Source organism: Lacrimispora algidixylanolytica (genome assembly GCF_003609635.1).
In the GTDB taxonomy this organism is placed as follows: Bacteria; Bacillota; Clostridia; order Lachnospirales; family Lachnospiraceae; genus Lacrimispora; species Lacrimispora algidixylanolytica.
In genome coordinates, this window is sequence record NZ_MCIA01000024.1 from 1 (window position 1) to 21,644 (window position 21,644).

19 protein-coding genes and 1 pseudogene are annotated in these 21,644 nt (G+C 39.7%); 3 read left to right on the forward strand and 17 right to left on the reverse strand.

What is annotated here, in order from left to right; all coding sequences use genetic code 11:
- Nucleotides 1-88: 88 nt before the first annotated feature.
- From BET01_RS13800 to BET01_RS13825, 6 genes are all read right to left on the reverse strand, one after another.
- Nucleotides 89-1,762, reverse strand: a complete 1,674-nt coding sequence (locus BET01_RS13800) for a glycoside hydrolase family 13 protein (protein ID WP_120197402.1) — start codon at nt 1,760-1,762, stop codon at nt 89-91.
- 25 nt (nt 1,763-1,787) lie between these two features.
- Nucleotides 1,788-3,470 (reverse strand): glycoside hydrolase family 13 protein, encoded by a 1,683-nt coding sequence (locus BET01_RS13805; protein WP_120197403.1) that lies wholly within the window; start codon nt 3,468-3,470, stop codon nt 1,788-1,790.
- Nucleotides 3,471-3,483: 13 nt separating this feature from the next.
- Nucleotides 3,484-4,311 (reverse strand): carbohydrate ABC transporter permease, encoded by an 828-nt coding sequence (locus tag BET01_RS13810; protein ID WP_408610170.1) that lies wholly within the window; start codon nt 4,309-4,311, stop codon nt 3,484-3,486.
- Nucleotides 4,312-4,340: 29 nt separating this feature from the next.
- Nucleotides 4,341-5,384, reverse strand: a complete 1,044-nt coding sequence (locus BET01_RS13815; protein ID WP_120197405.1) for a carbohydrate ABC transporter permease — start codon at nt 5,382-5,384, stop codon at nt 4,341-4,343.
- A 68-nt stretch (nt 5,385-5,452) separates the two neighbouring features.
- Nucleotides 5,453-6,763 carry an ABC transporter substrate-binding protein gene (locus BET01_RS13820; RefSeq protein WP_120197406.1) on the reverse strand — a complete coding sequence of 437 codons (1,311 nt, stop codon included), beginning with the start codon at nt 6,761-6,763 and terminating at the stop codon, nt 5,453-5,455.
- Between the two features lie 191 nt (nt 6,764-6,954).
- Entirely contained in the window at nt 6,955-7,983 is a 1,029-nt protein-coding gene (locus tag BET01_RS13825; protein ID WP_120197407.1) for a LacI family DNA-binding transcriptional regulator, read from the reverse strand.
- Between the two features lie 221 nt (nt 7,984-8,204).
- Between BET01_RS13825 and BET01_RS13830 the strand changes: the two genes are divergently transcribed.
- Nucleotides 8,205-8,414: a hypothetical protein gene (locus BET01_RS13830; protein ID WP_120197408.1), complete on the forward strand. Its 210-nt coding sequence runs from the start codon at nt 8,205-8,207 to the stop codon at nt 8,412-8,414.
- A gap of 204 nt (nt 8,415-8,618) precedes the next feature.
- On the opposite strand, the gene BET01_RS13835 is transcribed toward BET01_RS13830, so the two are convergent.
- Nucleotides 8,619-9,218 (reverse strand): TetR/AcrR family transcriptional regulator, encoded by a 600-nt coding sequence (locus BET01_RS13835; RefSeq protein WP_158585066.1) that lies wholly within the window; start codon nt 9,216-9,218, stop codon nt 8,619-8,621.
- A 199-nt stretch (nt 9,219-9,417) separates the two neighbouring features.
- On the opposite strand from BET01_RS13835, the gene BET01_RS13840 reads away from it, so the two are divergent.
- Entirely contained in the window at nt 9,418-10,071 is a 654-nt protein-coding gene (locus BET01_RS13840; RefSeq protein ID WP_120197410.1) for a GNAT family N-acetyltransferase, read from the forward strand.
- Nucleotides 10,072-10,095: 24 nt separating this feature from the next.
- Here the strand turns inward: BET01_RS13840 and BET01_RS13845 are convergent, their stop codons facing one another.
- From BET01_RS13845 to BET01_RS22560, 5 genes are all read right to left on the reverse strand, one after another.
- Nucleotides 10,096-11,715 carry a recombinase family protein gene (locus tag BET01_RS13845; protein WP_243117221.1) on the reverse strand — a complete coding sequence of 540 codons (1,620 nt, stop codon included), beginning with the start codon at nt 11,713-11,715 and terminating at the stop codon, nt 10,096-10,098.
- Nucleotides 11,712-11,858, reverse strand: a complete 147-nt coding sequence (locus BET01_RS21620; RefSeq protein WP_158585067.1) for a hypothetical protein — start codon at nt 11,856-11,858, stop codon at nt 11,712-11,714. The genes BET01_RS13845 and BET01_RS21620 overlap by 4 nt, the downstream gene beginning before the upstream one ends.
- Nucleotides 11,859-12,180: 322 nt before the next feature.
- Nucleotides 12,181-13,698, reverse strand: a complete 1,518-nt coding sequence (locus BET01_RS13850) for a VanW family protein (RefSeq protein WP_243117222.1) — start codon at nt 13,696-13,698, stop codon at nt 12,181-12,183.
- A gap of 1 nt (nt 13,699) precedes the next feature.
- Nucleotides 13,700-14,995, reverse strand: coding sequence for a cytochrome c biogenesis protein/redoxin (locus BET01_RS13855; RefSeq protein WP_120197412.1), 1,296 nt, complete (start codon nt 14,993-14,995; stop codon nt 13,700-13,702).
- Nucleotides 14,996-15,066: 71 nt separating this feature from the next.
- Nucleotides 15,067-16,827: a FeoB small GTPase domain-containing protein gene (locus BET01_RS22560; protein WP_120197413.1), complete on the reverse strand. Its 1,761-nt coding sequence runs from the start codon at nt 16,825-16,827 to the stop codon at nt 15,067-15,069.
- Between the two features lie 320 nt (nt 16,828-17,147).
- Here BET01_RS22560 and BET01_RS22090 point away from each other — a divergent pair, with 320 nt between their 5' ends.
- The gene (locus BET01_RS22090) at nt 17,148-17,513 is read left to right on the forward strand and encodes a hypothetical protein (RefSeq protein WP_243117223.1); all 366 of its coding nucleotides are present in this window, start codon (nt 17,148-17,150) and stop codon (nt 17,511-17,513) included.
- A 119-nt stretch (nt 17,514-17,632) separates the two neighbouring features.
- Here BET01_RS22090 and BET01_RS13870 read toward each other — a convergent pair whose 3' ends face one another.
- The 5 genes and pseudogenes from BET01_RS13870 to BET01_RS13885 all read right to left on the reverse strand — a co-directional run.
- Nucleotides 17,633-18,628: a serine hydrolase domain-containing protein gene (locus BET01_RS13870; protein ID WP_120197414.1), complete on the reverse strand. Its 996-nt coding sequence runs from the start codon at nt 18,626-18,628 to the stop codon at nt 17,633-17,635.
- The gene (locus BET01_RS13875; protein ID WP_243117224.1) at nt 18,628-18,960 is read right to left on the reverse strand and encodes a hypothetical protein; all 333 of its coding nucleotides are present in this window, start codon (nt 18,958-18,960) and stop codon (nt 18,628-18,630) included. The genes BET01_RS13870 and BET01_RS13875 overlap by 1 nt, the downstream gene beginning before the upstream one ends.
- Nucleotides 18,961-19,148: 188 nt before the next feature.
- Complete coding sequence (locus tag BET01_RS21625; RefSeq protein WP_158585068.1) at nt 19,149-19,307, reverse strand: hypothetical protein; 159 nt, start codon at nt 19,305-19,307, stop codon at nt 19,149-19,151.
- A gap of 442 nt (nt 19,308-19,749) precedes the next feature.
- Nucleotides 19,750-21,192: an Ig-like domain-containing protein gene (locus BET01_RS13880; RefSeq protein ID WP_158585069.1), complete on the reverse strand. Its 1,443-nt coding sequence runs from the start codon at nt 21,190-21,192 to the stop codon at nt 19,750-19,752.
- Between the two features lie 243 nt (nt 21,193-21,435).
- Nucleotides 21,436-21,644: pseudogene (locus tag BET01_RS13885) on the reverse strand (CHAP domain-containing protein); the annotation flags it as partial.

The following is a 21,644-nucleotide window of genomic DNA, read 5'->3' on the forward strand; positions in this document are numbered from 1 at the left end:
AAAAAAAGCCTTATGATAAAGGCTTCCTATAAGAAGGTCAAAGAAGCGGTTTAAAACCGTCTTCCCTGACCTTTTTTATTCTTTGCTGCTATCTCTTAAATCGTAAAATCACTGCCTGATATCCATTTAGCAGGATCTTTCTTCCTACGGATGCCAATTCCTGCTCATTATTAAGCAGCACTTCATAGTCTTCCTCTTCTAACATAAGTTCCTGAGGCTGGGTTTTGAAATTACCAATAATCAATATTTTTTCATCCTCGCCCACTCGGTAATAGGCCATCACTCGCTTTAGCTCCGTATAGACCGGTTCAAAATCCCCGTATACAAGGGTTTCCCTATGTGCCTCACCTTTTCGTAAAGCAATCAGTTTTTTATAATAATGGAATACGGAATCTTCCTCTTCCATCTGCTGTTTTAGATTTAATTCCTTGTAATTAGGATTTACCTTAAGCCATGGGATTGCCTGGGTAAACCCAGCATTTGCTCCATCGTCCCACTGAAATGGGACTCTCGCATTGTCCCTGCTGTAACGACAAACGATGGAAAACGCCTCTTCTTCTGAAAACCCCTGGTTTAATGCTACCTTGTACTGGTCCAGTGTGGATATATCATTAATTTCATCAATAGAGGAAAACGGCACATTTTCCATCCCAATTTCCTGTCCCTGATAGATAAAAGGAAGGCCCTTAAGCATAAAATAAACCGTTGCCAACATCTTTTTCGACTTGTCGGAACACTCTCCTTTTGGAATATAATGACTGACGCCACGTGGTTCATCGTGGTTTTCAATGATATTTGATAGGAATCCAATGCCATCAGAACGAAGCTGACTGGCAAAGCAGCAATCTCTGTAATCGTCTGGTGTAACTTGTTGATAGTCATACCACCCCTTCTCACTGATTCCAAACACTGTCTCATTAAAGTCAAACATCGAAGAAAAGCATCCCCTTTCTCCAATGAAAGCCTCTAAATCCTCTTTCTTTTCCCGGAAGACCTCTCCCACCGTGAAAGCATCGTGTTTTTGAAATGTTGCTTCCTTCATCTCATTTAAAAGCTCCAGGACACCTTCTGCTTCATCCACCATCTTCTCGGAGGAAGTCAATCCGTCATCCCGGTCAGGCTCATAATCATGAAACGGAATTACCTTCTTTATATTTATAATGGCATCAATACGAAAACCTGCAATTCCTTTTTCCAGCCACCAGTTGATCATCTCATAAATCTTATCCCGTAGAACCGGATTTTCCCAGTTAAGATCTGGCTGCTTTTTGTGGAATAAGTGAAGATAATACAGGTCGCTATCTTCTATCCGTTCCCAAGCACTTCCGCCAAAATACGATCTTAAGTTATTTGGACTCTTTCCGCCTTTCCCCTCCTGGATATAGAAATAATCGCCGTACTCCCCTTTTGGATCTTTTAGCGCCTTTTGAAACCATTCGTGCTCATCGGAACAGTGATTGACCACCAAATCCATGATGAGTTTCATCTCTCTTTTCTTCGTTTCAGCAATCAGCTCATCCATCTCTTCCATGGTACCAAATCTGGGGTCAATTTTATAATAATCGGAGATGTCATACCCCTGATCCGCAAGAGGAGAACAATAGATAGGGGAAAGCCAGATAAGATCAATGCCCAGTTCCTTTAGATAATCAAGCTTATCTATGATACCTCTTATATCACCGATTCCGTCATCATTGGTATCCTTAAAACTCTTCGGATAAATCTGATATGCCACTTTATCATGCCACCATTTTTTATTCATTTTGACTTACCATCCAATCCTCACTTTATTTTTTCTTCCAATAGATAGCAGCAGCCTCATAGGGTTTTAAAATCCCCTGATGCATGGAGGATTTTCCTTTATAATTGTGTATTAAGTATTCTTTTTCTTCAATTCTATCAATCTCTGGTATGGTTACACTTACTTCCTGTTCAGTAAAATTACATATAACCAGTATCCGCTCCTTTCCAAGGCTTCTTATATAAGCAAATACTCTGGTATCCTCAGGTAAGATCAGCTCGTAATCGCCGTATACGATCACATCATATTTTTTTCTAAGGGCGATCAGCTTTTTATAATAAGAGAACACGGAAGCCGGATCTTCTATCTGCTGATCTGCATTGATTTCCTTAAAGTTTGGATTTACTGCCAACCAGGGAATTCCATTTGTAAATCCAGCTTGCTCCTTATCATTCCATTGCATGGGAGTTCTGGCGTTGTCCCTGCTTTTGCACCGCAGATATTCCATCATTCGCTCTTGAGAGGTATGCCCTCCTCCAACCAGTTCCTCGTAGGCATTTTTGCTTTCAATGTCCTGAAATTGGGAAATATCAGAAAAAGGATAATTGGTCATTCCAAGTTCTTCCCCCTGATAAATATAGGGAGTTCCCTTCATCATGTGGAGGCAGGTGGCAAGCATCTTTGCCGACAGCTCCCGAAACTCACTGCTATCATTGCCAAATCTGGATACGGCTCTTGGTTGATCGTGATTATCCCAGTACAGGCTGTTCCATGCACTGTTTTCAAGCTCAATCTGCCATTTGGATAAGATTTGTTTCAGTTTTAGAAGATTTGGCTTCTGATCTGTCCATTTTCCCAGCTCGCCATCACTTTCCACATGCTCAAAATGGAAAACCATGTTAAGTTCTTCTTGGGCTTCTCCAGCATATTTTTTTGCTTCTTCTATGGTAACCCCAGCGGTCTCTCCTACTGTCATCAAATCATATTTAGATAAGACCCTGCGGTTCATTTCCTTTAGATACTCATGTACCCTTGGTCCGTGAATGCTATAGGGAGTAAAATCGCCATAAAGACCATCTTTAACTTCTCCATCAGGAAAAGCCTGGTCCTTTGAAATCATGCTTATGACATCCATTCGAAAGCCATCAATTCCCTTTTCACACCACCAATCCATCATCTCAAATACTTCATCCCTTACCTTGGGATTTTCCCAGTTTAAGTCCGGTTGTTTTTTCGAGAATAAGTGCAGATAATACATCTGGGTTTGGCTGTCATATTCCCAGGCTGAACCACTAAAGCAAGACCCCCAGTTATTGGGGCAGCCGCCGTCTTCTTTTCCTTCCTTCCAGATATAATAATCCCGGTACGGATTTTCCCTGCCTTTTCTGCTCTCTAAAAACCAGGAATGTTCGTCAGAGGTATGATTGACCACCAAATCAAGTAAGATCTTAATTCCCTTTTCATGAGCCTCACGCAAAAGATCGTCAAAATCCTTCATGCTCCCAAATTCATTCATAATATCCTGATAATTGCTAATGTCGTATCCATTGTCATCGTTTGGAGATTGACAGACTGGAGAAAGCCAGATAACATCAATTCCCAAACGCTTTAAATAATCTAACCTCTGCCTGATTCCGTTTAAATCTCCAATTCCGTCTCCATTGCTGTCTTGAAAGCTTCTGGGGTATATTTGATATACCACAGCCTCTTTCCACCATGTTTTATTCATATCGTATACTCCTTTATTTAATAGCGCCTTCTACCAGCCCCTGAATGATCTGCTTTTGTGCACATAAGAACAAGATAACAATTGGGATCATGGCAAGGAACGCTGCTGCCAGAATTAAATCCCATTGCTTGACATAAGAACCCACAAAGCTGCTGACCGCCACCGGAAGTGTCTTGATTCTGCCGTTTAACCCAAGCATGAGAGATGGAAGCAGATAATCATTCCAAATCCATATACCATTTAAGATAAGCACCGTCATCTGAACTGGTTTTAATAGAGGAAAGACCACTCGAAAAAATGTCCCCTCCGGGCTGCATCCGTCTATCCATGCCGCTTCCTCAAGCTCCCTTGGAATTCCTTTTATAAACCCGTGAAGAATAAAGACGGACATGGAACCTCCAAACCCTAGATAAGCAATTATAATTCCCGTATAACTGCTTAAAAGCCGGATTCCTAGAAAATCCGATAAGCCTCGAAAGGTAGACAAAAGCGGAAGCATAACCACTTGAAATGGGATTACCATAGCGGCTACAAAAACCATAAAGATAACATCAGACCACCTGGATTTATTTCGTACCAGCACCCACGCAGACATGCTGGATAACACAGTTAAAAAGACCAGGCTGACCGCTGTAATAAACAAAGAGCTTTGAAAGGATTTAAAATAGCTGAAATTTTGGTTATGTATTACATTTGAAAGGTTGGTGAGAAGCTGTCCCCAGTTATTTGGAAGAGCAATGGGACTGATCACAATATCCGCACTTTTTTTCGCTGAATTAAAGAGAACCAAAAGAAAGGGGGATAACACGATCAGGGAAAGAAAAATTGCAAACAGCTCCATAACAAATCCTGTTATTTTCCGTTTACTCATTACAGCTCCACCTCCTTCTTTTTACTAAAATAAACCTGGGTTAAGGATACCATGGCTAGGATAACAAAGAATACCACGGCTTTGGTCTGACCAATTGCATACTGGTTCTTGGCAATTGCCGTGTTATAGATGTTTAGTGCCAAAAATTCCGTGGATGCGATGGCCTTTGATCCCAGGATTCTGCTTGGTGCACCATTGGTAATGGCAAAGTTTAAATCAAATTGCTTAAAGGAATTTACCAGCGTCAAAAAGATGCAGACTGTAAATGTATTTGCTATCATAGGAAGTTTCATATAAATCAGTGTCTTTAACCGCCCGGCTCCATCCACCCCTGCAGCCTCCAAAATATCCCTTGGAACGCTTTGCAGACCGGTTACATAGATCATCATGATGTAACCAGCATATTGCCAGGTGCTGACGATTAAAATGGCAAACAGAGCAAGGTTTGGATTGGTCAGCATGGAAAGGCTCCCCTCCACCATGGAAGGAAATACCTTATTAAAAATAAACTGCCACACATACCCAAGAACAATTCCTCCAATGAGATTTGGAAGGAAAAAGGATGCCCGGTAAACGTTTTTTCCCTTTGCCCCCGAGGTGCATAAAAGAGCCAGGGCAAATGCCATGACATTGACCGTAGTCATATTAAGTACTGTGAAAATAAACGTAATCAGAAGGGAGTACAGATAATCAGGTGCCTGAAACATCCGTATGTAATTATCAAATCCAACAAACTTTGTGAATTTGATTCCGTTCCAATTGGTAAAGGAATAAAAGATTCCAAAAATAAAAGGAATGAAAACGGTAATGAAAAATGCGGCCAGTAACGGCAGCAAAAACAATACATTCACTATTCTTTGACGCTTCTTAACCGGATAAAGATAAACCCCAAAAAGTATTAAAAGAAGTCCGATTCCCAGCAAGGCGCCACGAATCGGTGATTCCCGGTAAAACAAATCCAGATACAAGGCATAAAGAACTCCTAGGATACCAGACAATAAAACGAAAGCAGAAATTAATTTTCTTTTTTTCTCCTCTACCATTATTCTCCCCTCTTCCCCTATTGCAGCCACCATTGGCGGGCGGCAATGATGCCGCCGCCCTGCCGGAATTATTTTACATAATCTGCAATTGCCGTACTCATCATGGTTACAAATCCATCTCTGTCAATTTCACCCTTTGCGTAAAGCTCAAAAATGTCTCCAGTGGCATTCATGGCAATGCCCTCTGGCATCTTAGTCCATTCCCAAGAATAGGAATTCCCAGAATCAACATAGGTCTTTAAATTCATGGCAAGAGGTGTCTTAGGGCTTAACTTATTGGAGGTGTAAGGAGAAATCATACCGCAATCCGTTACGAGACATTTCTGACCATCTTCTGATAAGGCAAGTTCCTTTAAGAATGCTTTGCATGCATCAATCTGGCTTCCTTTGTTATAGACAGCCCACCAGGACGGACAATCAGCAAGAATTCCCTTCATCTCTTCTTTTGTAAAGGCAAGAGGGGCAATTCCGCAGTCAAAGGTTACCTGATAGCCAGGTAAGGACGGATCAATCCAGTTGCCCTGTGTGACAAAGGCAGTCTTTCCCTGAGCCCATAAAGCAAGCTGATCATCATAAGTACCTGATATGAGTGTAGAAGGATTGGAGTAGTCAAACAAAAGCTTCATATAGTCGGCAAACTGGCCCATACGAGCAGAGTCAATCTTTCCTTCTTTTAACATATCGATATAGGTGGTATCGCCTCTTTTTAAACCTCCAGAGAGGTAATATCCAAAGAGATGATTTCCGGTTGACCAATACATCTGTCCGGATTCTGCTGCAACGGAGCAGACAGCCGTGATTCCCAGCTCCTCTTTTTTGCTGTCAATGGTTTCAAATGCTTTTTTATAAGCATCGTAGGATGTAAGAGAGGCCGGATCAATGCCTGCTTTCTCTAATATGTCTTTGTTATATGTAATCCCAAAGCCTTCCACTGCATAAGGGAACCCTACTACCTTTCCATCTCCATCTTTAAAGCTGAAATCCGTCTGAGAAGCCCACTCTTCACTACTTAGATCCGTCATGTAATCCTTCCAAGTCTTATAATCACCTTCCCCGCCAAAGACAAAGAGATCGGGCATGTTACCTGCTGCCAGATATCCCTTAAGAGTACCGTTGATATCAGCGCCTCCGCCTAAGGATTCAATGATGACTTCTTGCCCTGTTTTCTCCTGATACTTCTTAGCAAAAGCCTTTAAGGGTTCATCAATCTCAATCTTACCATTTACAATACGAATTGCCTGCCCACTGCTCTTTGCCTGCGTCTGGGTTTGTGCCTCCTCGGTTCCTGTTTGAGTGGATGCCTTCTTTTCCCCACAACCACTTAAAAGAGCCAGAGCCATCACACCTAACATTGCCATAACGATTCCTTTTTTCTTCATAACGCTCCCCTTTCTACATATTGCTGTTATTATTGGTCATTTTAAATACTTTATTGTAACTTATGCGCATAAGTTATTCTAAATATCATATTAGCACTTTAGAGAGTCTATGGCAAGAATTTCTTTTTCTTTTTTCTCCACAAAATACGACTATAACTAAAATAAAGAAAATAAAGGGAACGCATGCTTAATTACACATGTGTTCCCTTTATTTTCTTTACCGAATTTCGTTCTTCGATATGAACCGGAAGTCGAATGACTCGCTCTCCAATCTCTTGATGTCCGATCATTTGAAGCAATTTATCAACTGCCAAACTCCCCTTTTCCGTTACGTCTTGATGTACGGTTGTAAGGGCTGGTCTTATGATCTGGCTGTAAACATTATCATCAAATCCTACAATTGAGATATCGTCCGGTATCTTTACGCCCCGGTCTTTTAAATCATTCATGATATGGGCTGCATAGTAATCAGAAGCACACACCAATCCCGTAAAGTCTCCAATCCTTTTGTATACATCATCCAAGGCTTTCGTTAAATCAGCCCCATTTGGCTCAAGCATAATGAAATGATCTTCCGTAAAGACAATGTCTGCTTCCTTTAGGGCATCCTGATAACCCTTTAAACGTTCAAAATCGACACCAACGCGATTATCTGCTATAAAGGCGATTCTCTCATGTCCGTTTTCAATCAAGTATTTGGTGATTTTGTAACAGCCAATCCTGTCTTCACTTCCTACATTCACATATTGAGGAACGGTTTCTTCCAGGTAACAATCGATAAATACCATAGGCTTTTTAATTTTCTGAGTGATCATTAACCCATCCTCTGCCTGCATGCCGTGTAATATCAAACCATCTACATTCCAGCTTGCTACGGAACTAATAATCTCCGTAATATCGTCAGAGATATAAAGCATGGTGAAGTATCCCCCCGCCCTTACACAACTCTCTACGGCACCGGTCAACTCTCCGGCAAACGGATCCTTAATGAAATTCTCATATTTATCCCGACAGGCTTTCATCGCCAGACCAATGATACCTGATTTGTTCTTTGCTAGATTTCTGGCATTAATATTGGGGACATAATCATATTCTTCAAGCAGCTGCTGTACCTTTTCCACCATAGCTGGTGAGACCTCACCAGTCTTGCCATGAATTACATTGGACACTGTGGTCGTACTGGTCTCAAGTAGCTCTGCCATCTTCTTTATCGTTATCATCAAATGCTCCTTTGCCTTACGTATGATAATCCTCATACCATGTCTTCGTTATGATTATTTTATAACTACTGATTCAAATATGCAAGCTTGGTGTGAAATCCTGCAATGTGTCCTTTCTTTTTTAATGTTGTTGCAAGCAGGTATTTGGTACGCTCTGCGTAATAGGACATACTGCATATTTCATACTATGGATTAAAATTATGGATGCAAAGGGGAATCGAGTGAAACTTAATTCCATAGAGGAAATTGTATTTCACATCTCTGATGATATGGATTATAATGCCCTTTCAGATAAAATAAATGGCTTTCATGTGAACCTGATCGAACAGAAGTTGAGAAGCTCAGATTATAGTATGGAAGAAAAGGTTGCTGTAGTGAATCAGATATCTCAACAGCTAAAAATTCGAGAGAGAAATGGAATTATCTCATAGTTGCTCTTTGTATGGTTGAGGGAATCTGCCGTTGCAGGGTACAAAGTTGTTGGTAATCATGGCAATTAAGCGTTCTCTAGGAGAATCGATGATTCGGCAGCCAACAATTCCTGCTGCATTGCATCCAAAACCCATGCACATGTCAAAAGAAATTTATGCTTCACACTCTTTTTATCATGGACATTATAAGAAACCTAACCTTCCTCATTTATTATTTTGAGCTTCTGTTGATTTATTTTTTACATATCCTTCCATACTTTTATCAATATCAGATAGAATTCTTATGAGCTTATCATTTGGATAAGTAAAGTTGGATTCTGCCCATCTGCTGATAATGGCAAGGCAGCCCTGTACATGGTACCGAACTTTGTATTTCAGCTCTTCATCCTCTTCTGAAAGCTCCCATTCCTTGCACCAGCCTTCCATGCATTTTTCCTCAAATAATAGGTTCAGGCGATATAAAAAGCTGATTCCACCATGATTGCCAAACAGCATACGGGATAATTGTTTATTCTCAGAAATATACTCAAACAATACAGTATAAAACTGGATGGACGGTACTGAAAAGTTATTTATTAATATTTGATTCAGTTCTACAACAACCGCATCCTCCATTTGTTCATAAAGATCATAGATATCCTTGTAATGAGCATAGAAAGTGGCCCTGTGGATATCCACCTTATCAGTCAATTCACGCACGGTTATGCTGCGCAGATTCTTATCAATCATTAACTCAGCCAATCCATCACGTAAAGCCCTTTTTGTCTTTCGTACCCTTCTGTCATCGATTTTATCCTTATTCATAAAAATTTCACCTTTCATCCGACGTTATCGTATTGATATGTCGTTTTTCAGACATTTGTAATAATAATTGTATATAGCAAAACAACTCAAGTTAAATTATAATACTTTTATAGCAATAAAGCAACTAATGTAGTCTAACTATATAAATGTCGTGTAAAAACATGACCGTTTTATCAAAGTAAAGAAAAGGAGTAATCGTATGATCGTGTATCGAAAACCTAAAAAGAGTGAATTAAAAAACATTGCTAAGATGACTGCATTATCATTTGGTGAATATCCAATCAATGATTTGGAACTTCGAGGTGGTTTTAAAGATCTGGATAGCTATGTGAATTTTATGAGTGATGCACATTATGTATATATAAAGCTATATCATAGAAGACATGTGTGCATTGTAGGAGAAGAAGATAGAGTAATCAAGAGCTTGGCTATGCTAAAGCGGCCCGATAGTCCCGAAGACAGCATTTGGGAATATTTACGTTCCGGTGCTATGGATCTTTTGAAAAAGACCAGCCTCCTTAGACTTTTGAAATATTTAAATGTTCTTGAAGAAGGACATAGACCATGCAGCCGATTGAAGGAACCGTCCTGGACTCTTGAATTTTTAGCAGTTGACAAATCCTGTAAAGGACAGCAGCTAGGCAGCAAGATTCTTAAGGATTGCGTTATTCCTTATATCATGGAAGAAAATGAGGGCAATGAGCCTGCATCATTTATCACCTTTACCAATACGGAGAGTAACAGCAAATTTTATATTAAAAATGGTTTTACTGAATTTGATTACACAACCATAGAAAGAAATGGGATGGCAATTGGTAATTGGAGTCTGCGAATGACACTTTCCCCTTGTTAAAGATACCAGGGGCGAAACACTCTTTTAGGAGTCTTTCGCCCCATCATATTCTCCTGTTGGACGGTCTGACTTAAAAAAGATACGTATAGTCTGGGTGCTGATTAGTCCTTCATTTTCCGTTTTCTCATCCTTTTGACCAATCTCAATTTTATCAATCAATGATAGAAGAAGCTCTGGAGATATTTCCATTTCACCGTGTAATTCTTTCATTAGCCGCTCCAACTCTGGATCATCAGTTTGCATCTCATCTTTTTGTAGGACTGGCTCTGGCATTGCTTTTCTTAACTTATAGTTAATTCCCTTTTGCTCCTGTTCCAATGCAGAAAGCATATCGTAAAAACGTTCTTCTGATATCCTTTGATTTACTTTATCCTCATAAAGCTGACCGATGATACTAGATATCTCTCTATCACGTTTTTTTAATACGCCCAGTGCTTTGACAGGCTCTTTTTGAGGGCTGGTGCCTTTGCTTCTTTTTAAGGCTTTCCGCATTTCTTCCTGCCTGTCTTGTGTGAAATTAAGAAGTGTTGTGATTTCCTCTGCTACCTTATGATACAAAGCATGATAACTTATTTTATGACTGGTGCACACTTTTTTACCAAATTGCTTATATCCGCTGCATACCAGTTGTGCCGCTTCTGGCTTTCCCTTTTTATACGTAACAGACATATTTCTTTTACAATCTTCGCAAACCGCCAGTCCGGAAAATACGTTAAGGAACTCCCTCTCTTCCCGTTTTTTCCGTGGAATACAACGCTTTTTTACATGGTCAAATGTCTCCTGCGTGACCAAAGCCTCATGCTTATTTTTTACCACAACCCACTCCTTCCTTGGCTGTGACAGAGTAATATTACTCTTAAAGGATAATTTTGTTGTCTTTCCCTGGACGACATGACCTAAGTAAACCTCATTGGAGAGCACCTTACAAATGGCACCAGAGGTCCATTGGCTGTCTTTGGTGGTCTCTCCCTTTTTTAAGTAAGGGTGGGTCAGGCACCGATACTTTAGTGGAGTCTCTACCTTTTGTTCATTTAAACGTGCTGCTATTGCTAAAGGGGCTTCTCCCTGCTCTGCATGTTGAAAAATGCTCCGCACGATAGGAGCCGTCAGAGGGTCTGCAATCAGATGATTTTTATTATTGGGGTCTTTTTGATACCCATAAGGTGCAAAATTTCCAATAAATTCTCCTTCCTTTATCTTTGTCTGAAATGCACTTCGGATCTTTTTAGAGGTATCTCTGGCATACATTTCATTTACCATATTTTTAAATGGAGCAATATCATTGAAAGAACTGTTGGAATCATAACCATCATTAATTGCAATGTAGCGAACTTTTCTTGCCGGGAAATAAATTTCCGTATATTGTCCGGTCATAATATAATCTCTTCCCAGTCGGGATAAATCCTTGGTAATGACTAAATTTACCTTTTTTGCTTCAATATCCCCAAGAAGTCTCTCCCATGCCGGACGGCTGAAATTTGTCCCACTATATCCGTCATCCACATATTCATCATAGATCTCAAATCCATTCTCCTTTGCATAGAAATAAAGCATCTTTCTTTGAGTGTCTATGCTGGCGCTTTCCAAGGCACGGTCATCATCTTTTGACAGCCTCATATATAATCCCGCATAGTACTGGATCATACTTGAAACCATCCTTTCGATTCCCTTCGTTTTTTCATCAGGTCGATTACCAGTTCCTGGGGTGTTCTGCTTCCCATATAAACACGTTCCACTTTAATATCTATCCTTTTTTTTACTTCTGTTTTCTGGTTGTCTGCATTCATCCTGGCACCTCCTGGATAAACTTATTCCAACCGGCTTGTACGATATACGTCAATTCTAATTACACAAGAAAGGCGCTGATTCTTAACTAAGAACCAACGCCTGACCTCTATTCTACCGTTACCTTTATTGAGTTTACAAAACAATAATCCGATGACTCATTTCCCAATCAAGGAAGCTCCGGCACTGAGATGTATCCACCCTGTGGCTGATAATCATATTTACATAGCAGCTCGCTATGGGGATGAAGATTATAGACATGAGGCTCGTGGATGAGGAAATTTGGAATGGCACATTCCAGATGAAGGGCTGCTGCATTCTTCTTTATGGCTGGACATTTTCCTGGGCCTCTGACAAACCGACCCCTGGTCCATGAGGAATCTCGGTTGTCTCTGCCTGCGTCTCTGGATGAGTCTCAGGAGTTGTTTGTGGTTCTGTTTCTTCTGGTTTATGAGTGGTATTTCTCTGAATGACTGCGGGTTTTCCTTTGTAGCTACTGTTATGAAGGGGTTCTTCTTTCATTACCGTATCCCCTTTTTTAATGACTCGATAGCTCTTATATACACTACCAATACTTCCTTTATCAACAATCTTCTCAGTTCCAAAAGGAATCGCTGCATTTTCTTCATAAGTAGGAGCTACTGGGGCCGAATCTCTGACTTTTTCAGAACGAATGGTAACCTTTTCCCCGTTATCAAGAAATGGTATTCCTACTACGGAGATCTTAAGCTTTTTGCCTTCCAAAGAAGCACGAATGACCAATGAGTTTTTGCTTGTGTTTTTAAATTTAAGATCTGGACCTGCGTATCCATCAAAACTTACCATGGCATCTTGTCCTTTTTCTACATAAGAAGGAGCAAAGCTGTGGGAATTACGTTCTGTGGTCTTAAAGCCACTTTCTATTATGGAATGGTACAATGTGGTGGATACTTGGCACACACCGCCACCGGGTTCTTCAATCAATATTCCGTTGCGGTAAGCACCCGCTGGCTGATATCCCTTTTCTTTTGTTCTGTTTCCAGTGGTATTATTAAAAGAGAATTCCTCACCTGGCTTTAAGACCAATCCGTTAAGGGCGTTAACTGCCAGGCTGATGTTCTTGTTTCTGTTTTTATTATCTGTAGTGGTTGTTTCAAAGCTTCCAATCACCTTATACAGATCCTTTGCCTGAGCTTCATTTCTCTCAGGTGGTGTCTGAGCAAATTCTGCCTTGACATCTGCCAGGTAATTCTCTGACTTTACGGCCTCCATAAGCTGTTCGACTAGCTTTTTCTGATCAAGGGTCCGACCGTCCTTTCCAGGTTTATACTTGTATGCCCCTGTCTCTTTATCAAAGGATTCTAACTGCGCGCCAACGGGACTTTGATTCCATTTATTTGCAAGCTCAGCGGCCTGTTTGGTAAAAGGCTCTCTCATCGCTTCGTAATCAATCTCATACTGCTGGGTTTCTTCAGGAGAAGTTTCCTCCAGCTTTTTTCTAATTGCCTTAATCTGACTGTCGATTAAATCATCCAGAAGGACTGTATCTTCTCCTGCACTCACCATCAGCTCCCATTGATACCGTTCTTCCATGGTATCTTCTGCTTCCTCAATGGTCAGCCCAGACAGGTCGGTACTGCCGATCCTAGCGGATTTTAACTTTTTTCTCAAATCCAACGCCTGTTCACTTGATCCCGGTTTCGTCTCTTCTGTATGCTTTCCGGAATTTGCCTGGCTTCCTTTACTAACATTGGAATAAAGCAACCAAACTGCAGACAGGGCGGTTAATAGTAAAACACCATAACCAATACTTCTGTTTCTTTTTCTAGCCCGACTTTTTCTTGCCCTGTTTTTATCTATCAAATTAATCCTTCTCTCCTTTCAATGTCTGATTAATGATGCTGTGCATCATATCTTTTGAAATTTGTCCACTGGCATATCCAAACACATTCCCGTCACGATCGATCATATAGGTGGTTGGGAAGGAATATATGCCATACGCTTCAAATAATTCTGCATCTGTATCGATTAACACTGGATAGGTATAACCATTTTCTTTAAGGAAATTTTTAATTCCCTGTTCATCCTTTTCTTGTCCGTAATTAGGAGCAGCAATTCCCAGAATAATGACCCCATTCTCTCCTTCTGTCTCCTGTGTCTCATACAGACTTTGGATATCCGGCATCTCGGCACGGCAAGGAGGACACCAGGTTCCCCAAAAATTCAGAAAAATTGTTTTTCCTTTATAATCAGAAAGGGAATGAGTCTTCCCAAACTGGTCCTGTAATGTAAAGTCAATGGCTGGAAGAGGTTTTTGAACTTCACTCGTTCCATCACTGGCAGAAGTACTTTCATTTTGTTGTGGTTTTTCTTCTACGGTTTCTTTTGGCTTTGCCTTAGTTTCCTTTTCACTTGTAATGGAAGGAGTCGGCAGAGTGGATAGATATCCAGTCATAGCATTCAACTTACCGGTGAACATTAGAACTCCCATTACGATCATGAGGATGCCCCCCACTTTCACCGCACCCCTTGTCACATTCTTATGTGACTTAAAAAATGCAAGCACTGTGGTGGTGAAAAATCCTACTGCTAAAAATGGAAGAATAAATCCTAAGGTGTAAACTCCAATTAAGATAAAACCAAGAGACTTTGCTGAAGCAGATGCTGCCATAATTAAGACACTAGCAAGAGCAGGGCCTACACAAGGTGTCCACGCAAAGCTAAAGGTAAATCCCATCAAGAGAGCTGTGAAAGGTGACATGGCTAGCTTATCAAAGGAAAATGAAAGCCTTCTATCCTTTTCTATCATAGAGGAAGTTCCAAGGATTCCCGTCTGATACAAACCAAAGAAGAAAACCATGAGTCCACCAACCCTGGCAAATAAAAGCTGATTCGATTTAAAAAAGGTTCCAAGAGCTGAAACCCCCAGTCCCAATAGAAAAAATGTAAAGCTGATTCCAATTACAAAACAAATGGTGTGTATCATGACCTTCTTACGGTCATATTCCATCTGGCCATCCTCTTTCGTGACTCCGGTTCCTCCAGATAAATATCCGATATAAAGTGGAATCAGGGGTAGAACACAGGGAGAAAAAAAGCTTATAATTCCCTGGAGAAATACAGTAAGAACAGGGATGCTCACATCAATTGAAAAACCCAATAAAAGTACCTCCTTATTTCACCTGCAAAAGCCAGTTTACACAATGTTTTTCTTTAATTTCTGTACTATTTTTAGTTACAGTTTAATGTTGTAACTATACCATTTCGAGGAAAATGTGTCAAGTAATTATAGTCTCTTTTTCCATTTGAAAAAAGCATAAATTTCCTCTGACACATGGTCAACGCCTGCTTCCCACAAGCAGAGCAACGCTTAAAGCAACGGTCTAAGTTAAAAGCCACTCTGGGTAAATATCCAAAATCTTCCAAAAGGGTGAATAGTGGGAAAAAGATTGCCATTGGTGGCAGCATTACCGATACCACCCATGCAAGACTTCGGTATACACCATGTATCAAAAGGTTGGATAGAATGGATGGTACTCCAATCCACGTGGCCGTCTGAGAGAGCCAATCTTCCACAGCAAACAGTACATTGCTTATCAACCTTGAGGGATAGTTTGCTCCAGTTATGGTTAACCAGAAAATCCCAAGAAGAACCAGGAACATAATAGGAAATCCGGTGGATTTGCTTGTAAAAAGCCAATCTAGTTTCCGATCTTTCCGGTTATAGGTCTGGTTCTCATAAACTACGACTCCCCGGCATAAATACTCCGCCTTCTTTACAAATACAGAAGCCATATCATCACTTACTTTTTCTTGTTGAATTCCTCTGGCCTTCCACTCACCTCTAATATGTTTTAGACACTCTGCCACTTCCTTTGATTCTGCCACTGGCTTTAAATATGTTTTAACTGCCTGCATGAGGTTCTCATTGGAATCCAACAATCTGGCACATAGCCAGCGGACATTTACTTTTCCATCTGTTATATTTTCTACAACAGGAGTCAGGGTGCTAATGGCATCTTCGATGTATTGAGGATAGCGGATTAGTATTGGGCTCTGGGGTTCTTCTGAGAGTAGTTTTGTATTTTCCTTTTTATGTTTTGCCTCTTCAGGTTCTTGTTGGTGTTTTACTTCAATTGCTTTTTCCACCTCTTCTGTTACTTCTGTTACTTCTGTTTTTTCTGATTCTTCTGCTTCTTCTGCTTCTTCTGTTACTTCTGTTTTTTCTACTTCTTCTGCTATCTTTTCTTTATCTGTTACTTCCGCTTTCTCTGCTTCTACTCCTTCAGCTTCTGTTGTTTTTTCTACCGTTTCTCCTACCGTTTCTTCTACCATCTCTTCTTCCGTTTCTCCTGCCGTTTCTTCTACCGTCTCTTCTTCCGTTTCTTCTTCCCTTTCTTCTACCGTCTCTTCTTCCGCCTTTTCCACTTCTTCTGCTTGTTGCGTCTTCTCCTCTTGTTGTGCTTCCACTTCTACCTCACTTTTTACTGCCCTTACTTCCTCTGCTTTATCTACTGCTTCTACTTCTTCCACCGTCTCTATTTCTTCTGCATCTATCCCATTTGCTACTTCTTCCGCTTCTACCACTTCTTTTGTTTTCTCCCCATCTTCACCAAGACAGCGTCTTAAACAAGTATAAATCTGATCCAGCCCTTTTTTACTCCTTGCCGCGGTCCCTGCTACAGGCACTAAAAGTCGTTCTTCCAACAGATCAAGTCGTATTTCTATCCGCTTCTTTTTTGCCTCATCCATGAGATTCACACAAACCACAGCATTTGGAGTTGCTTCTAATACTTGTAATACCAGGTTTAAATTCCGTTCCAAACAGGTAGCGTCACAGACGACGACCACGGCATCTGGGTGTTCAAAACAGATAAAGTCCCTGGCAACCTCTTCCTCAGCGGAATGAGCCATCAGAGAATAGCAGCCTGGAATGTCAACCATGACATATCCGTGGCTGCCATCACTACAGTAGCCCTGGGCATTGGCCACAGTTTTACCTGGCCAGTTGCCCGTGTGTTACATGTGTTAGAGGTAAACGAATCATGAAATCAAAAACTCAGAAACCGTAATTGTGAAGGAAGTTTGCTTAACCTGTGTTTTTTCTGTGAATTTTGCGTGAATTTAGACACACTTTTTACACTTATCTTTTTTTAATATTTAATTCACATATTATTAAGAAAAAAGCAACTAATACCCCATTGATTCTGTTATATCCTGGTGCTAAAATAACTTCTGACTTCAGAAAAATAAGATAACTGAAAGTCAGAACATATTGATGAACCAATAAAGTCTTGAGGAGGAAATTTATTATGAAGTTAACAACAAAGAAATTATTTTTGACAGGTGTAGCTATTTTGACAATGGCAGCTATTTCTGCTTGTGGTAGCACCAAAACTTCAGAAACAACCGCAGCTACAAAAACCGATATTACGACAGAAGCTGTTACAACTGAGGCAGCTACAAAAGAAGCTGTTACTACAGAGGCTGCTACAAAAGCTGTGAAGGAAACTACGAAAGAAGTTAAAGAAAGCACTTCTGCTACAGAGCCCAAGAAAGATGATACCAAGAAGGAAAGTGTTTCAACAAAAGAAACTAAAGCAGGCGAGAGCAAAACAAAAGCAGCAACTACAGATGCAAAACCAGCAGCTACAGAAACTAAGAAAACATCAAATTAATACATCCGATACAAAAACGCATAATCTTTAGTTAGAAAGATTTGGACAGGTTTGGACCTGTTGAAAAAGTGAAATAAATCACCTTTATCAACAGGTCCATTTTCAAAGCAACTCAAACTTTAGAAATTCTGGGATTTTAATACTCTCATTAGCTTCCAGACATTGTTTCCAAAATTACTAATCAGAGTAATTAATATATCTTTCTCTCGATCGTAACTGGATAAAAAGCTGACTCCGGGATCACAGCCTTGAAAATACGGCATATATCCAGCCTCTAATTTATTTAACCAAATCCCATATCCATAATACTCGTCCTCAAAATTAGTGCTTTGAAGACTTAGCATGTTATTCGTCATCTCATTTGATAATAACTTATTTTGAAGCAACATCTTCCAAAAAAGCTCCACATCATTCACTGTGGTATACGCTCCGCCTGCGCCTGTCCCCTTCACATCCACGCTGTAAATATTCGTATAATACTCATTTCGCTCCTGGTCAAAAATATAGGCATTGGCACATTTGGCAGGAAGCCGGTCAAGCTCATAGTAACCGGTATTTAACATGTTGCATGGTTTAAAAATACATTCGGTCAGATATGTATCAAAAGATACTTTTGTAATACATTCTATAATCAGTCCTAAGATTACATAGCCTGAATTATTGTATTGAAATCTCTCCCCCCTTTGGTACATCATTGGTTTATGGATAAACAAAGGCAAAAGATCTCTGGACGTACGTATCTTATAATTAGGATAGTCCAACCAAAGATCGGAATAATCTTTTATGACACTTTCATCACAATAATCAGGAATACCTGAGGTATGATTGAGTAATTGCTCCACAGTTATCTTTGAATCTATATTATTTAGGTCAAAATCAAGCAATTCACCAATCGTATCATGAAAACTCAAACTTCCTTCTTCAATCAGCTTAAGGATTGCCACAGCAACAAAGACCTTTCCAGCAGAAGCTGTTGCAAACTTGGTATCCAAGGTATTTAACACCTTATTTGAATAATCGGAATATCCATAAGCTTGTTCAAAGATCGTACTTCCATTCTTGTTAATCGAGATACAACCTTGAAAGTCTTTTATTATATCTTTAAGATTATCCACTATTTCTCCTTTAATTTTATAGGAACAAAATTTTCCATCTGTGCAAATCTCTGAGCTTTTATAATTTCAGATGGTGTAATAATGTGTCCCATAATATAATGCCCTGGTCGTATATCCAGTTCAAATACATCTAAATTTTCAACGTAAGAGATTACCTCTTTATACCGTTTTCCACCGGTTTCCTCATCCCCATCCACGTAGACATAAGTTAGATAATATCCACCATCAAAAGATACCACTTCATTCCCACCATCATCCATATCTTCTGTTAGCGCCCATACCCATACCAGCCCACTCTTCTCTTCATTATAATATAAGAAATCTCTGTGCATAAAAGAATCTCTATCCAATACTTGAATTGCTGAAAAGTATGCATCAAATTTTCCTAAAATACTATCATTAGAAAAATCGCACACTTTGTCTACGCCCGATGGCGCAGCACGAGATGGGGGGTAATGAGATAACGCTAAACTGCGTTTGATCTGCTCCTGTTAAAGATGGTTCCACTAGCTTGTCCCTCCTAACTGGTATCAACCGGTTTCTTCCTTGTTTTCTTTACTCCTTTTTTTAGGCTTTTTAAAGTGATCTCCATCTCTTCTTTATCCCCTATGATTTTTGCCAGAACTTCAAAAGCCTTTACCGGATCAACACAATTGATAACATGAACCGTGTCTGACATAACACCACCCCTTTCTAAACCATATGTATTCCCTGTAGTTTGTACTTCTTTCCTTATTCTACATAAGACAGGGTATATATTTAGAAGAAAGGCAAATTAAAACATGATATGGTGCACAAAATAAACTAATAAAATTATATCATATGGCCTATTTCCATACCACTATTCCTATTAAAACCTTTCTAAACTTAAGCCATCTCTTGCCTTTATCTACTGTTATTTTTATCTTAGTTCTTGCACTATCTGGCCCAGGGTAATGCCATTCTTGGTTATGTAATACGAAGTATAAGTGAGTATGATGCCAATGGTGTTATATCTCCCTTTATATAGCCAGTATTTGAGGGGTAGTTGACTACATTTTGACTACACCTATTTAGAAAAACTTGACTACATTTGCATAAAAAGGCAGGCCCGAAAAACCGGATACCTGCCCTTAATCAAACTATTCTCTTACTCTTACATAAACACGGCCAATGATATTTCCGTCTGCATCCTTTGCACTAACTAAAACCAATCCTTTGTTCAGTGCTGTAACTTTTCCTTTACTGGTTACGTTCGCTATTGATGAATCCATAGGAGCCCATGTCACATTTGCTGTGTTAGTAAAATCATCTACTGTCAATCTGGCTGTCTCTCCAATTTTTAAATCAATTGCAAGCCTGTAATCGTCTGCATTCTCTACAACTAATACATTTATGTAATCTGTATAGGATCCGTCCGCACTCTTAACTGTTATAATTGTATTGCCAGGAGCCAGAGCTGTCACTATACCTTTTTCATTTACTGTAGCAACAGTTGGATCTGACGAAGACCAGGACATTTGTGTATTAACATTTAAGTCATTATCTACACTTAATCGGAGTGCCTCTGATACCTCTAAAACTACTTTTAATTTAGCCTCGGTTGTGGGAGGTGTTTGAGATGCCTCTGGAGCAGCCGAGGCTTCATTAGAATTACCACCTTCCCTGCCGGCAGCGGTTGCAGTTACCATATAATAGTAATTCGTTCCATTAGTAACATTAGTATCGGTATAGGTAGTACCAGTTACATCGGTTGATATTGTTTCATATGGGCCACCTGCAGTCATGGAGCGCTTAATGGTGTAGCTTGTTGCATCGGTTATTGCGTTCCAGGTTAAATCTACTTTGGAATCTCCGCCATTGGCTTTTAAAACTGGTCTTAAAATTTCCGTAGTAAAACCTTTATATGTAACCATATCTTGAGAAAAATTATAGAACCCAAATTTGCCAGACGCGTACGTACTATCATCGATTGCTATATTATCTAAAACTTTATCTCCCTGCTTTATTACGATATTAATGCTTCCCTCGCCACTAAAGTTTAATTCAAAATTGTAAACAGTTTTGTATTGATAGCTAATACCATTATGATATAAAGTCTTAACCTTTTTCCCACTACTTGTAGTTGACCATAAATCGGTTTCTTTAATTGTTTCACCAGTATTTACAAGTTTTACGCTCATTCCTTGTTCCGCAGTTCCTTTGTCAGAAACCACTTGTTTTTTCTGTTTCCAATCAAATAAATAATAATGCCCAATATCCTTATAACCAAAGACGAAGCCAATATAATCATCATCACCCGTAGGATCAACACTAAATGACCCTTCTATTTTAGCGTTACTGCATTCAACATTGCCTATTAATGCTGCTGGCCTACCATTAATAGTCTGTGTTACAGAAGTTCCTGAAGAGTCTATTTTCCAATTCGGAAGAGGATCTTCTGTAAAATCATTTGCTAATGTCACACTTTTCCATTCAGAAAGATCTAACTGCTTGGCTGTTGATGCAAAACTAGTTGTGGAAAACATTGTTATCGTTGTAATTAAAGCGACCATAAAGCTTAGTAATTTACTTGTCTTTTTCATACTATATGCCTCCAAATTATATCTTTTGTAATTATTCTTGTTATAAACATTCCAAATCATAAAATAAAGTGCAGAAAAGAAAGCCATTCGTATGTAACAAATGACCTGTAAATTTTTAATATAATCGATTATAGTATTCTGGGATTTTAGCACTTGATTTATGTTTTAGAATGCATTTATATTATCATCTTATATCAACCTGGGCAATTGGTAACCTTGCCAAACAAATTTAGCACTATTTCACTAATTTCGAAACTCTCCAATGCGCTGCACCCCTTCCTGATCGGATACATACAGCGCACACTCCAGGTCATGGCCGGCTCTGGGCTCAAAGTAATACCACTTACCGTCAATTTCCTGACAACCGGTAAGAGCATATCCATCTGAGTTAAACCAGTATTTATGACCATTGATGATCTGCCAGCAGGATTTTAAAAAAGTAGTCTTAGTAT

Coding starts and splice junctions, on each gene's coding strand:
- BET01_RS13800 (WP_120197402.1), bottom strand. CDS start 1,762: ATGAATAAAAAATGGTGGCATGATAAAGTGGCATATCAGATTTATCCG.
- BET01_RS13805 (WP_120197403.1), bottom strand. CDS start 3,470: ATGAATAAAACATGGTGGAAAGAGGCTGTGGTATATCAAATATACCCC.
- BET01_RS13810 (WP_408610170.1), bottom strand. CDS start 4,311: ATGGAGCTGTTTGCAATTTTTCTTTCCCTGATCGTGTTATCCCCCTTT.
- BET01_RS13815 (WP_120197405.1), bottom strand. CDS start 5,384: ATGGTAGAGGAGAAAAAAAGAAAATTAATTTCTGCTTTCGTTTTATTG.
- BET01_RS13820 (WP_120197406.1), bottom strand. CDS start 6,763: ATGAAGAAAAAAGGAATCGTTATGGCAATGTTAGGTGTGATGGCTCTG.
- BET01_RS13825 (WP_120197407.1), bottom strand. CDS start 7,983: ATGATAACGATAAAGAAGATGGCAGAGCTACTTGAGACCAGTACGACC.
- BET01_RS13835 (WP_158585066.1), bottom strand. CDS start 9,218: ATGAATAAGGATAAAATCGATGACAGAAGGGTACGAAAGACAAAAAGG.
- BET01_RS13840 (WP_120197410.1), top strand. CDS start 9,418: ATGATCGTGTATCGAAAACCTAAAAAGAGTGAATTAAAAAACATTGCT.
- BET01_RS13845 (WP_243117221.1), bottom strand. CDS start 11,715: ATGATCCAGTACTATGCGGGATTATATATGAGGCTGTCAAAAGATGAT.
- BET01_RS21620 (WP_158585067.1), bottom strand. CDS start 11,858: ATGAATGCAGACAACCAGAAAACAGAAGTAAAAAAAAGGATAGATATT.
- BET01_RS22090 (WP_243117223.1), top strand. CDS start 17,148: ATGAAGTTAACAACAAAGAAATTATTTTTGACAGGTGTAGCTATTTTG.
- BET01_RS13875 (WP_243117224.1), bottom strand. CDS start 18,960: ATGCACAGAGATTTCTTATATTATAATGAAGAGAAGAGTGGGCTGGTA.
- BET01_RS21625 (WP_158585068.1), bottom strand. CDS start 19,307: ATGTCAGACACGGTTCATGTTATCAATTGTGTTGATCCGGTAAAGGCT.
- BET01_RS13880 (WP_158585069.1), bottom strand. CDS start 21,192: ATGAAAAAGACAAGTAAATTACTAAGCTTTATGGTCGCTTTAATTACA.